This is a genomic window from Corynebacterium sp. MSK150 (assembly GCF_030229215.1).
GTDB lineage: Bacteria > Actinomycetota > Actinomycetes > Mycobacteriales > Mycobacteriaceae > Corynebacterium.
Genome location: NZ_JASPHM010000002.1, coordinates 149,165 through 161,863, shown reverse-complemented (window position 1 = coordinate 161,863; position 12,699 = coordinate 149,165). Strand labels below are relative to the sequence as shown.

The window sequence follows — 12,699 nt, the reverse complement described above, 5'->3', positions numbered from 1 at the left end:
TCACTTGATTCACTGTTTACACGCCCAGTGCACACTCAATTCTGTAAGAAAAGCCCAAGGCACTAAGCTAGATCCCCATGCACGAAGACAGACCAAACACCGCCCCCGATTTTTTGCTTTCGCGAGCAACGGGGTCTGTCCGTACCCAAGGTGCGCGCCACACTTTTAATGACACCGACGCGGCGATTTCCGCCCTGCGCAGCAAAGATGTTGACATGGTCGTCGGTGCGATTCCGTTCGACTCTGACACGCCCGCCGCGCTAACGGTGCCGGAGGCCATCATCCGCGAAGAGGGTCCGCTGGAACCGCACGCCTACTACCGCAATAAGAGTTTGAGCTCCCGCGTGGTTGGCTTCGATCCAGAGCCCGAGGAGCACCTGCGCCGAGTTGAAGCGGCCATCGGCACGATCGAGACCTCCAAACTGGAAAAGGTGGTTTTGGCACGCGCCGTAGATATCGAATTCCCTGAGGCTATTGATCCGCGCCTCGTGGCGGCTCGCCTTATCGACCTTTCCGCCAACCGCGATGGCTTCATTGCCGATCTCTCCCCCGCCGGGCGGCCGGGCGCGATGCTGGTTGGTTCTTCTCCAGAAGTTTTGGTCAAGCGTCAGGGCTCGACCGTTTCTGCTTTCCCCTTGGCCGGATCGTCACCGCGCCGCACCGCAGCGGCTGAGGACCACATCGCAGGTCAAGATCTCTTGCATTCCGCCAAGGATCTCCACGAGCATTCCTTCGTAGTGGAACACCTGCGCCGAGTGCTTAGCCCGCTATGCGAGCAGCTAGACATTCCGGACGCCCCGCATCTCATTAGCACCAATGAGATGTGGCACCTTGGCACGCCAATTTCCGGAACACTCAAGGATAAAGGCTTGACCGCTCTTGAGCTTGCCCTGGCGACACACCCCACACCGGCCATCTGTGGCACCCCTGCAGAGGCCGCCCAAGCCCTCATTGAGACTGCAGAAACGGACCGTGGATTCTACGCCGGAGCGGTCGGTTGGTGTGATAGCTCCGGCGACGGCGAGTACATGGTCGCCATCCGCTGCGCAGAAGTGGCCGGCGATGGGCTATCGGCGCGTGCTTGGGCCGGCGGTGGCATTGTGGGCGATTCCGATGCCCACGCCGAGTTGGAAGAAACCACGGCCAAGCTGCGCACCATTTTGAAGGCGCTTAGCCTCTAAGCTGCACGCTTGGCGACGAGTACGACGTCGCTGCGGTGGTGCGCCCCCGCGCCTTCAGTCAAGTGGCGTTCACGACGAGTTAGCTCGACCGTCTCCAGCTCGCGCAGGTTTTCCGCTAGCCATTCCGGCATCGCTATCTCTTCCGACTCCATATCGTGATGGACATAGAGCAGTGTTCCGCCTGGCGCCACCAATCGCTCTAGCTTTTCCACCTCTTCTGGCGTGGCGCGTACCCCGCCATAGTGGACGCTGACCAAGTCAAAAGGTTCATGGCTAAAGTCACTAAACGTTGCGACCTGCGCCGCGACGCCGTGGGCTTTAGTGCGCGCCACAGCAGTCGGCGCGAAATCAATGCCCAACACATCCCAGCCGTGGTTCTTTAGCCAGAGCGCATCCGCGCCTTCTCCACACCCGATATCAAGGGCAGTGCCAGGGGTCAGCTTCGCAGCATAATCGACAAGGGTCTCGTTGGGATTGCCCGACCACACCCGCTCAGAACTCTGGTAGCGTTCCTCCATTTCCGCGGAAGTGGGTACGTAGGCGCGGTGCTCCTGGTGGCTTGGGTTATGCACGATGGATGGAATTGCGCAGGGTGCCGAGGCCTGGGATCTCGATTTCGATGGTGTCACCTGGGACCATAGGAGCGGTACCAGCTGGGGAGCCGGTGGTGATGACATCGCCGGGCAGCAAAGTGTAGGCAGCGGAGATCTCCTCCAAAATGCCGCCCATCTTCACAATCATCTGGTCCGTATTGGAATCTTGCTTTTGCTCGCGAGAACCCTCGTGCGTCAGGTAGGCATTAATCTTCTGATCGTCCAGATTCAAGCTATCCAAATCGGTTTCGATCCACGGGCCGAGCGGGCAGAAGGTGTCAATACCCTTGGCGCGGGCCCATTGACCGTCTTTGAACTGCAGGTCGCGGGAGGAAACGTCGTTACAGATGGTGTATCCCAACACGTGGTCTTTCCAGTTCTCGGCCTTGATGTTCTTCGATGGCTTAGAAACGACCACGGCTAGCTCGCCCTCAAATTCGACATTGGTGGCGTAGTCCGGGATCTTGATCGCGGCGTCCGGGCCAATCACCGCGGTAGATGGCTTGATGAAGATGGTGGGAGGAAGGCTATCTGCAGACTTTTTGAAAACCTCGGCAACGTGGTCCGCATAGTTGCGTCCAAGCGCTACCACCTTGGTGGGAAGGGTCGGTGCCAAGAGGCGAACCTCGTTAAGTTTCCACTCGCGGCCGGTCGGCTCCGGTGGAGTAAAGGGCGTGCCGGCAATTTCCTTTGCTACTAGCTCTTCCATTGGGGCATCTTTTGGCCCATCGATAATGGCGAAACAGATTCCTTCTGGGTGTGCAATTCGTCCTAAACGCATAGCGGTAATCCTACTCAATAGCCACCTTCACATGTGTGCAAAGGATATGGTGTTAATTAGTTAATTTGAGTAAATTCCCATTGTCCTTTAATCACCGTTGCTAACCCCAGTGCGGACTACGCCAGGACGCGGGGGTTGGGGACGTCGGCAAGCGCCCAGCGCAAAAAGCCCGCTTCTATTCGACGAGCAGCTTGGCGATTCGGTCACCGACTTCGACGGTGTTTATTGGTTCGGCACCGCGGTCCGCCACATCCTGTGCCACCGCATCCTCAATACGCCGCGCATTGGACTCATCGCCCAGGTGACGAAGAAGCATGGCGGCGGACAAGATTGCCGCCGTTGGGTCTGCTATCCCCTTACCTGCAATATCTGGCGCAGAACCATGCACCGGCTCGAACATGGAAGGATTCGCGCCTGAGGCATCGATGTTTCCGGATGCAGCAAGGCCAATACCGCCAGTTACCGCGCCCGCCAAATCGGTGAGAATGTCTCCAAAAAGGTTATCGGTGACAATGACGTCATAGCGCGCCGGATCGGTCACCATATAAATGGTTGCAGCATCAATATGCTGGTAATCCACCCGAACCTCTGGAAACTCGGCGGCGACTTCATCAACGGTGCGCTGCCACAACCCACCAGCATTGACCAAGACATTTGTCTTATGCACCAAGGTCAGATGCTTACTGCGCTGCGCTGCCCGCGCAAACGCATCGCGCACCACACGCTCCACACCGAAACGAGTATTTTGCGATACCTCGCTGGCCACCTCGTGCTCAGTTCCCTCTCGCAAGGTACCGCCGTTTCCGCAGTACAACCCCTCGGTACCTTCGCGCACCACAACGAAATCGATATCACCCGGTTCAGCGAGCGGCGAGGAAGCGGTGGGATAGAGCTTGGACGGGCGCAGGTTCACGTGATGATCCAGCGCAAACCGCATCTTAAGCAACAGCCCTCGCTCCAGCACGCCTGGTGGCACCTCACCGGGGGCGCCGATCGCCCCCAACAGGATCGCATCGTGTTCGCGCAGGCTCTTCAAGTCAGCGTCCGTGAGAAGCTCCCCATTGCGCAGATAACGGCGCGCGCCGAGATCATAATCAGTGGTCTCGATATCGGAGCGAACGGCTCGCAGCACCTTGAGCGCCTCGGCCGTCACTTCTGGCCCAATTCCGTCGCCGCCAATCACCGCAAGTTTCATTATGTAGGATTCCTTTCTCACAGAGTGGATATGGACTTACCCTACCAAAAGAAACCCGCGCGGCGCAGTAAATTACCTAACACCACGCGGGTTCAGACTCTGTTGCAGTCCGCAGCCTTATGCTTCCATGTCTAGCTGTTCGCATTCAGCTCCCAAGGCCGCATTAATGTCGGCGATGAGATGCTCTGGCACCTCGGCCTCCACGCGCAGAATCAGCACAGCATCAGATTCCTGTTTACCGTGCGTAAGAGCGGCTGCCACGATGTTGATTCCCGCAGCACCCAACTTGGTTCCTACCGTCCCCAATGCACCTGGGGCGTCCGCGTAGCGGAAGAAGAGGTTGCGGCCGGTCGCACGCATATCTACGCCGCGGCCGTTGATGCGAATAAACTTTTCGGTTCCATCGATGCCGATAAGTGCGCCGGTGAGCGAGGAGCTCTCGCCATCGGCGCCAATAACCTTCACCTGCAGGGAAGAACGATGCCCCTTGGACTCCGTATTAGTAGTTACCTCCACCTCTACCCCGCGACTTTTTGCGATCTGCATTGCATTGACAAAGGTCACCGGCTCCGAAGTAACGCCGCTAAACAGTCCTCGGACAGCAGAAAGTCCTAGCACTTCTACGTCTTCGGTAGACAACTCGCCGCAGGCCTCCACCTCAACGGCAACGGGAGCCTGACCCAAAAGGCGGCCAGCAGTAAGTCCTAGCTTGCGGGCGAGGTCCAACCAACCAGCAACCTCTTCTCCCACTGCCCCGCCAGAGACGTTGACCGCATCCGGCACAAACTCTCCTTCGAGAGCCTTCAAGACCGACTCCGCTACATCTGTTCCCGCACGGTCCTGAGCTTCTACAGTGGATGCGCCTAGGTGCGGGGACACGGTGACTTGCGGCAGCTTAAAGAGCGGAGAATCAGTGCACGGTTCCGTGGAATAAACGTCAAAGCCCGCACCTCGATGATGTCCCGACTCGATAGACTCAGCCAGGGCCGCCTCGTCTACCAAACCGCCTCGCGCTGCGTTAATGAGAATCTGTCCTCGCTTCGCCTTGGCCAAAAGTTCTCTATCAAACATTCCGGCAGTCTCGGGAGTCTTTGGCAGGTGAATGGTCACGAAATCGGAACGCGACATCAGTTCTTCCAGCTCAACCAATTCCACGCCCAGCGCCGCCGCGCGAGCCGGGTTGGCATAGGGATCGTGCGCGACAATGGTCGTCTCAAAGGACTTCAGACGCTGGGCAAAGAGCTGGCCAATGTGTCCGAAGCCGACAATGCCGATGGTCTTTCCGTAGACCTCTACGCCCTTGAAAGAAGAGCGCTTCCACTCCCCTTCGCGCAGGGACTGGTCGGCCGCTGGTATCTGGCGCGCCGTCGCTAAGAGCAGTGCAACTGCCTGTTCACACGCAGAGTGAATATTCGATGTTGGCGCATTGACCACCATGACGCCCTTGTCTGTGGCCGTCGGAATATCGACATTGTCCAGTCCTACCCCGGCACGGCCCACAATCTTGAGCTTTGTGGCCGCTTCCAATACCTCTGCATCAACGGTTGTGGCAGAGCGCACCAGCAAAGCCTCTGCATCCGGAACCGCAGCGAGGAGCTCCGCACGGTTCGGCCCATCTACCCAACGAACCTCAACGGAATCCCCCAGGGCCGCAACTGTAGATTGAGCTAATTTATCGGCAATGAGAACTACCGGCTTCGACATATCTTCCTTCGCTTAAGTGAAATGCGGTGCACGCGGGATGTCCGCGTGTCAAGGAAGTGTAGTTCAGTCGGGGTTGCCCTGCTTGATTTTTGCCTTAAATTCTTTCACTCGACCGAATTCCGGCCCCAGGGCCACTAGGGCGCCATCCTCTAGGCCGGCAACAGCGGCCATACTGTGTTTATCCTGCAACGGATCGGCAGTCGGCATCACCAAAACCCTTCCACCGTAGGCCGCCGCCGTAATGACGTTTGCGATGGGGCTATCTTTAGTTGCGACGATATTCGGCGCCATTTGGCCGTCCCTGCGGGACTGCGCTGGTATGGGGTTCTTCTTTTTCTCATCAGTGCGCGCCTCGCCTTCATACGGCACCCACGCAGGGCGCAGCTCCACTTGGGGAGTCTTATCCAAACGCGCGATATCCTTCACCATCTGTTCTGGGGAAGCAACCACCTTGGAGCCGTACTGGAATGCCGTGAACTCCCCCAATGCTTTATGCGTTCCCGGATCCTTGATCACGTTGAAGTCCCCAGATGTTTCCGTCCACGGCACGTCTCCAATAACCACCAAGCGACTTACCCCTAAGTCCGTGAGCAGCTTATGGATTTCCAAACGCCTATCATCGTCATACTGCACCGCCGGCAAATGCTGGTTTACCGCCAAAGTCGCTGCTCGAAGGGTTGATTTATCATCCCCTGCGAAAAGGACCAGGGAATCCGAGTCTTCAAAAAATAGGCGGCTGGCTTCAATCCCAATGGTGTCATCGACAATGACAAACCTTTGATCAAATTTCGGATCAATGAGCCGATTTTGGTTTTCCGCCTTGGCCTTGTTGAGGTCAATTTCAGACTCGTCCAAATCGGACAAACCACGTTTGACCAGCCTGGATTCTGTGACCGAAGTGCCACAGGCTGATAGCGCTAGTGCAGCAACCAGCACTGTGGCTGCCAAGCGCACAGATTTAGCGATCAAAAGCTTGCGGACCTTCCTCTCCACCACAAAGGTTTGTTTCATCCACATCACGAATAACGGGTTTACCTAAAGCATATTCCACGATGTCCAAGAACCTATGGCGGCGATCCGCAAGGAATTCACGCGGCTGTGATGCGCGCAGATAATCCAGATTCATTTCGTGAGATGCTAGCACCTCATCAAATTGCACATCTTCCATGATGGACTTGGACTGAACGCGGGGAAGGTAGCGGTTAGGAGCGAAACCGTCGAGCACCACCTCGGTACGCTTGCCCATCGGGGTGTAGTTCATGACTGACTCTGCCAAAACGGGATCAACTCCGTGGCGCTTGCACCAGTTCAGAGGAAACACGGGGAAGAATCCTGGCTTCAGCTCTTCAAACGTATGGCGATTGAAGGCCTTTCCGGTGCGCCAGTCCTTCGCGCCGCGCGCCATGAGAAGGGCGTAAAGGCCATGCCAGACACCGTCTTTGTCATCTACGGAAAGCAGACGAGATTCACGGAAGGCGGCATCGGTGACAGTTTTCGGAGCCTCATCCGTAGCACCGGCTACCCATTCGGTGACCTCATCGACGTCGCGAGCAGCGCGCAGCTGCACCGCAGAAGAACCGTAGAGCTCGCCAAAGACACCACACCAGAACCACTGGTTGATGCGGTCCCACGACTGCTGGGTAGACAGCGCTCCCCCGCGCTTAGCCAACCGGGCGATGATGACTGCCAGGGGAACGATCTGCTCATTAAACGGAACTTGGTCCATGCTAAGGATGCAGCGCTGCGCGAGGAACTCGGAGACTTCGCGGAAAGTAATGCGCAGATCGTTGGCCGCCGACTTGTACTCCGCCAAAGACAACTTCAAAATATCCTCGCGCTGGCCACCGGCACAGCCCTTTTCGCCGGAGACCAGAAGCGATACTGCGGAAAGAAACTCGGTGCGCCCAATTCCGTCCAAGGCTGGGGACTTACGCAGGTCCTTTTCCACTTCCTGCCAATCAGCGGCCAAGTGAAAGCTGGGGTCCTCAGAGGCGAAAACGGCAGTAAGAAGGTCAAATACGTCCATCTGCAGACCAGCCGAGTTTGCTTGGGCAAAAATCGAGCCGATGCCGGCTCGCTCCGTCTCGCGGGAAAGTCGAATCATTGGCAGGTCATAACCGGACAATGGCCGAATGATGCGATTATTAAAAGCCGCCAGTTCTGCACTGTATTCCTGCTTGGTTGCTGCAAGTTCAAAGAGCATGCTGACGCCGTTTTCGCTCAACAACGAAGCTACGGGAATGCACATATTCTCTAGTGCATCTTCACGCGATAGGATGTCGCCCTCAATTGCCGGTGCGAAGTGCGAACGAATCTTACCGTCTTGATTGACCGCGAAGATGGCGTCATCCGGCATGAGATCACCGCGCACGGCCGCGCGAATATCGATGAAAAAGCGGCGGTGAATCTTCTTCTTGCGGAAGTCAGTGGTGTCTACGAAGCCTTCGCCGTTGAAGCAGTGATACAGGGTGGTCAGGCGTTGTTGCCCGTCCAACAGGAGCAAGCCGGGGTCGACGCCAGTGTCAGGTGCGCCCGCAAGGGCACGGGGACGAAAGCGCATCTTTTCGTTTCGGGTGTCAAGAGCCATGAGCGCGCCGATGGGATAGCCGCGCAGCACGGAAACAATAAGAGATCGAATACGATCTTCATCCCAGGCATAGCTGCGCTGGAAGTCAGGTAGCTGGATATCCCCGCGATCAATTCGTGCAAAAAGGTCTTTGAGATCATAGCTTGGCGTCGTAAAACCCATGGCCCTCATCCTACTCCCCGCACCGGAGTTTTACCTGACACAAATAAAGCAAAACCCACGGTAAACATGCCTGTTCACCGTGGGTGTGCGCCACAGACGCCGCCTGTTATTCCTAGGCAGTAGCATCCAGCGGGTTCTTGACCCAGCTCATCAAATCGCGCAGCTTGGTGCCGGTCTTTTCAATTTCGTGCTGCGCAAATTCCTCACGCAGACTCTCCAGCTCCTTGTTGCCGCCCTCAATATTGGCCAGCAGGCGCTTGGTGAAGGTGCCGTCCTGGATATCGGACAAGATATCCTTCATGCGCTGCTTGGCATCGGCATCAATAACACGAGGGCCAGAAATGTAGCCGCCAAACTCGGCGGTATCAGATACCGAGTAGTTCATGTTGGCGATGCCGCCCTCAAACATCAGGTCCACGATGAGCTTCATCTCGTGCAGTACCTCAAAGTAGGCCATTTCCGGCTCGTAGCCAGCCTCAGTCAGAACCTCGAAGCCGGTACGAATCAGGAACTCTACGCCACCGCACAGGACGGCCTGCTCGCCAAAGAGGTCAGTAACCGTCTCTGCTTCGAAGGTAGTCGGGATAACGCCGGCACGCGCACCACCGATAGCTGCTGCATAAGACAGGGTCAGATCATGGCCTTCGCCCTTAGGATCCTGTTCGGTAGCAATCAGGCACGGAACGCCCTTGCCGTCAACGAACTGGCGGCGAACCAGATGTCCAGGGCCCTTAGGGGCAACCATGCCGACAGTGACATTGGCCTGTGGTTCAATCAGCTTGAAGTGAATATTCAAGCCGTGTCCGAACAGCAGCGCATTGCCATCTTCCAGATTGGGGGCAATTTCATCTTCAAAGATCTGCTTCTGAGAGGTATCTGGTGCCAGCAGCATGATTACATCCGCCCACTTGGCAGCCTCTGCAACGGTCTTGACCGCAAAGCCTGCCTCCTCAGCCTTTTCGGCCGACTTGGAGCCTTCACGCAGACCAATAACAACCTCCACGCCGGAATCGCGCAGGTTCTGCGAGTGCGCGTGCCCCTGGGAGCCGTATCCGATAACGGCTACCTTACGACCCTGAATGATAGACAGATCCGCATCATCGTCGTAAAAGGTTTCAATAGCCATGTTGTAGTCCTCAATTCTGTAGTGATTGTAAGTTCAATGAATCAACGTCCCACCTAGCACTGTACCACTGCATGAGACGCTATGCCCATATGATGGGATTTAATTTCGCGGGGGTGCCATCGCCTTGGGACCACGCCCCAAGGCCACGTCACCAGACTGCACCAGCTCGAGCACACCGAATGGCTCCAGGACATCGAGAAGCGCCGCCAGCTTTCCAGGGGTGCCGGTAGCCTCCACGACCACCGATTCTTGTGCCACGTCTACCACGCGGGCACGGAAGATATTAACGGCATCGACCACCTGCGGCCGGTTGGCATTATTCGCAGCCACCTTGACCAGCATCAGGGCTCGCGCCACGGTCGAGTCCGTTTCGAGCTCCACCACCTTGATGACCGGCACAATCTTGTTGAGCTGCTTGGTCACCTGTTCCATAATCCTTTCGGAAGCATCGACCACGATGGTCAGCCGGTTAATCCCTGGATTTTCCGTTTGGGCAGAAACCAGCGAAATGATGCTGTATCCACGTCGGGAAAACATGCCCGTCACGCGCGACAAAATTCCCTCTACGTCTTCTACCAGGACCGACAGGGTATGCCGGGAAACGTCACTGGGGGCCATGCCTATACCTCCTGGATAGTCTCGTCGATATCGGCAGGAGTTTCTGCTGCCGATTCATTTTCATCAAACAGCGGGCGCAAGCCGCGGGCATACTGAATTTCCTCGTTAGACGCCCCACCACCGATCATTGGCCAGACTTGGGCATCCTCACCAACGATGAAGTCAATGACCACGGGGCGGTCATTGATTGCGCGGGCCCGTTCAATGGCCGGCACCACTTCTTCCTCACAGGTGACGCGGATGGCCTCGCACCCCAGCGCCTCTGCTAGTCGTACGAAGTCTGGGGTATAGACATCCCGTTCTCGCAGCTTGGTATTGGAGTAGTTCTCATTAAAAAACAGTGTCTGCCACTGACGGACCATGCCGAGGTTGCCGTTATTAATGACGGCAACCTTAAACGGAAAGCCCTCCAATGCCGCGGTGGTGAGCTCCTGGTTGGTCATTTGGAAGCAACCGTCACCGTCAATCGCCCACACCTCCTTATCCGGGCATGCTGCCTTGGCACCGAGGGCCGCCGGCACGGCATAGCCCATAGTTCCGGCACCGCCGGAGTTGATCCAGGAGCGTGGGTGTTCAAAGTCAATGAACTGTGCCGACCACATCTGGTGCTGCCCCACACCGGCACAGTAGATAGCCTCAGGACCTACGGTTTCACTCAGCTTTTCCAACACAAATTGGGGATTGAGCTGCCCATCCGGAGTGGGATCATAGCCACGGGGGAACCGTTTCTTGAGCCTATCGAGGTAATCTCGCCATGGGCCTACCTGCGGAGAATTCACCGCGGAGTTTTTGCGGTACTCCTTTAAGAGACCTGCCAACACGTTGCGGGCATCACCCACGATTGGCACGGCAACGTCGCGGATTTTCCCAATTTCAGCCGGGTCAATATCAGCATGAATTACCTGGGCCCCAGGGGCAAAAGTGGAGGTATCACCGGTTACTCGATCATCAAATCGCGCGCCGATAGTAATCAACAGGTCAGCTCGCTGCATGGCCGCAACTGCAGGGACGGTGCCATGCATGCCCGGCATCCCCATGTGCAGCGGATGAGATTCCGGAAAGGCACCTAAGGCCATGAGCGTAGTCACGACGGGGATTCCGGAAAATTCCGCAAACTCGCGCAGCTCCTTGGCCGCCTCAGCCTTGATGACACCGCCACCGGCATAGATGACCGGCTTTTCTGCCTGTGCAATGAGCTCAACCGCTTGCACGATCTGGCGATGATGCGGCTTGGTCGTCGGTTTATATCCAGGCAGATCAAACGTAGCCGGGAAGGAATATTCCAATTCATCGTTTTGCACGTCCTTTGGGATATCCACCAAGACCGGCCCCGGACGGCCCGTAGAAGCCAGATGGAATGCGGCTGCAATGGCAGCTGGAATCTGGCTGGGTTCTGTCACGATGTAGTTGTGCTTGGTAATCGGCATCGTCACGCCGCGGATATCGGCCTCTTGGAAGGCATCGGTTCCCAATAGGTTGCTGCCCACCTGGCCGGTGATGGCGACGATGGGAACGGAGTCCAGGTTTGCGTCGGCAAGCGCTGTCACTAAGTTGGTCGCACCCGGCCCGGAGGTGGCAATGCATACGCCTACCTTGCCGGAAGCTTGGGCATAGCCTTCGGCAGCGTGGCCGGCACCCTGTTCATGGCGGGTGAGCACGTGCCGCAGCTTGGTCGAGGTGTGCAAAGCATCGTAAAGAGGAAGCACGGCACCGCCTGGAATGCCGAAGACGAGATCGGTTCCCAAGTCTTCGAGAGTGCGGACAATGGCGTGGGCACCACTCATCCGCTCCGGAGCGTGGGCGCGTGAGGCCGCAGCCACCGAAGCGGGCGTGGGCGAAGTTGTCGTAACCACGGTTAATGTGCTCCTTGAATTGGTCTTTTACAGGTCCTGATCATCATCGATACCGGCCCCAGATATGAACAAAGCCCCCGCGGGCTTGTCTGTCTGCGGGGGCGAAATGCGTCGACGTCATCGGTCGTCGCGGTCACCACCGCGTTGGTACTACCTGAAGTCGAATAATGATCATGGGCATGACTATACACTGATAGGTATTGCGCACGTGCCGATTACCCCCTTTTGGGATCACATTCCCATGTGATGGGACACGCCTGAAAAATAGGTTCGCCCTTGCCCGCCTAAGTGAATTAGGCTTGCACACTATGACTCCACCACCTAAGGACAATAAACCTCGTCAGTCCACCACCCAGGCAGAGGTTTTCAAGCCATCCCGCGACCATATCCTGGGCATCCTCATCCTGTCCGCCATTGCTCTGCTGAGCATCGGATGGGCCCCCAAATACCTCGCATGGCTGTTCATTATCCCCATCCTCGGATTGTGGTGGGTCATAAAATCCCGCACCAAAGTCTCCGAATCCGGAATCGCTATCTCCTACGCCTTCCGGAAGAATATCCAGATCGCATGGGACGATTTTGCCGGAATCGGCTTCCAACGCGCCCGCGCCTTCGCCCGCACCAAGGCTGGTGCGGAGCACAGCCTGCCCGGCGTTACCTTTAACTCGCTCCCGCGACTTTCGGAGGCCTCCCGCGGCCGCATCCCTGACGCCCTTACCCAGGGCCGTGAAGCGGCAGATGACAAGGTGGTCATTGTCCACCGTGACGGCCAACAAGTCCTCCTCAGCAAGGAAGAGTATGAGGACTACCTTGAGCGCCACCCCGAGCTCAAGCCTTCGGCCGAAAACTAAATACGCCGCCTACGCTCTCCCCCACATCCCTTGAAGGAATGGTGACTG

At 57.0% G+C, this 12,699-nt stretch carries 11 protein-coding genes; 2 read left to right on the top strand and 9 right to left on the bottom strand.

Going from position 1 to position 12,699, the window contains the following annotated elements:
- The first annotated feature begins 77 nt into the window (after positions 1–77).
- Positions 78–1,181: an isochorismate synthase gene (locus QP941_RS01955; RefSeq protein WP_284867809.1), complete on the top strand. Its 1,104-nt coding sequence runs from the start codon at positions 78–80 to the stop codon at positions 1,179–1,181.
- Here QP941_RS01955 and QP941_RS01950 read toward each other — a convergent pair.
- From QP941_RS01950 to QP941_RS01910, 9 genes are all read right to left on the bottom strand, one after another.
- Entirely contained in the window at positions 1,178–1,699 is a 522-nt protein-coding gene (locus QP941_RS01950; protein WP_502869190.1) for a class I SAM-dependent methyltransferase, read from the bottom strand. The genes QP941_RS01955 and QP941_RS01950 overlap by 4 nt on opposite strands.
- Positions 1,700–1,745: 46 nt before the next feature.
- Entirely contained in the window at positions 1,746–2,555 is an 810-nt protein-coding gene (locus tag QP941_RS01945; protein WP_284867807.1) for a fumarylacetoacetate hydrolase family protein, read from the bottom strand.
- A gap of 175 nt (positions 2,556–2,730) precedes the next feature.
- A complete protein-coding gene (locus tag QP941_RS01940) occupies positions 2,731–3,750 on the bottom strand; it encodes a 3-isopropylmalate dehydrogenase (protein ID WP_284766232.1) in 1,020 nt (339 codons plus the stop codon).
- A 117-nt stretch (positions 3,751–3,867) separates the two neighbouring features.
- Positions 3,868–5,454, bottom strand: coding sequence for a phosphoglycerate dehydrogenase (gene serA / locus QP941_RS01935; RefSeq protein WP_284867806.1), 1,587 nt, complete (start codon positions 5,452–5,454; stop codon positions 3,868–3,870).
- Positions 5,455–5,517: 63 nt separating this feature from the next.
- Entirely contained in the window at positions 5,518–6,423 is a 906-nt protein-coding gene (locus QP941_RS01930; RefSeq protein WP_284766234.1) for a hypothetical protein, read from the bottom strand.
- Complete coding sequence (locus QP941_RS01925; protein WP_284867805.1) at positions 6,413–8,203, bottom strand: GmrSD restriction endonuclease domain-containing protein; 1,791 nt, start codon at positions 8,201–8,203, stop codon at positions 6,413–6,415. Before QP941_RS01925 ends, QP941_RS01930 begins: the two co-directional genes overlap by 11 nt.
- A 112-nt stretch (positions 8,204–8,315) precedes the next feature.
- Positions 8,316–9,329 carry a ketol-acid reductoisomerase gene (ilvC, locus tag QP941_RS01920; protein WP_239278007.1) on the bottom strand — a complete coding sequence of 338 codons (1,014 nt, stop codon included), beginning with the start codon at positions 9,327–9,329 and terminating at the stop codon, positions 8,316–8,318.
- A gap of 99 nt (positions 9,330–9,428) precedes the next feature.
- On the bottom strand, positions 9,429–9,947 hold the full coding sequence (gene ilvN, locus QP941_RS01915; RefSeq protein ID WP_284766237.1) for an acetolactate synthase small subunit: 519 nt from the start codon (positions 9,945–9,947) through the stop codon (positions 9,429–9,431).
- Positions 9,948–9,949: 2 nt separating this feature from the next.
- Positions 9,950–11,800, bottom strand: coding sequence for an acetolactate synthase large subunit (locus tag QP941_RS01910; RefSeq protein ID WP_284867804.1), 1,851 nt, complete (start codon positions 11,798–11,800; stop codon positions 9,950–9,952).
- A gap of 308 nt (positions 11,801–12,108) precedes the next feature.
- On the opposite strand from QP941_RS01910, the gene QP941_RS01905 reads away from it, so the two are divergent.
- Complete coding sequence (locus QP941_RS01905; protein WP_198492929.1) at positions 12,109–12,651, top strand: PH domain-containing protein; 543 nt, start codon at positions 12,109–12,111, stop codon at positions 12,649–12,651.
- Positions 12,652–12,699: the final 48 nt, after the last annotated feature.

Coding starts and splice junctions, on each gene's coding strand:
- QP941_RS01925 (WP_284867805.1), bottom strand. CDS start 8,203: ATGGGTTTTACGACGCCAAGCTATGATCTCAAAGACCTTTTTGCACGA.
- QP941_RS01905 (WP_198492929.1), top strand. CDS start 12,109: ATGACTCCACCACCTAAGGACAATAAACCTCGTCAGTCCACCACCCAG.
- ilvN (WP_284766237.1), bottom strand. CDS start 9,947: ATGGCCCCCAGTGACGTTTCCCGGCATACCCTGTCGGTCCTGGTAGAA.
- QP941_RS01950 (WP_502869190.1), bottom strand. CDS start 1,699: ATGGAGGAACGCTACCAGAGTTCTGAGCGGGTGTGGTCGGGCAATCCC.
- QP941_RS01945 (WP_284867807.1), bottom strand. CDS start 2,555: ATGCGTTTAGGACGAATTGCACACCCAGAAGGAATCTGTTTCGCCATT.
- serA (WP_284867806.1), bottom strand. CDS start 5,454: ATGTCGAAGCCGGTAGTTCTCATTGCCGATAAATTAGCTCAATCTACA.
- QP941_RS01955 (WP_284867809.1), top strand. CDS start 78: ATGCACGAAGACAGACCAAACACCGCCCCCGATTTTTTGCTTTCGCGA.
- ilvC (WP_239278007.1), bottom strand. CDS start 9,329: ATGGCTATTGAAACCTTTTACGACGATGATGCGGATCTGTCTATCATT.
- QP941_RS01940 (WP_284766232.1), bottom strand. CDS start 3,750: ATGAAACTTGCGGTGATTGGCGGCGACGGAATTGGGCCAGAAGTGACG.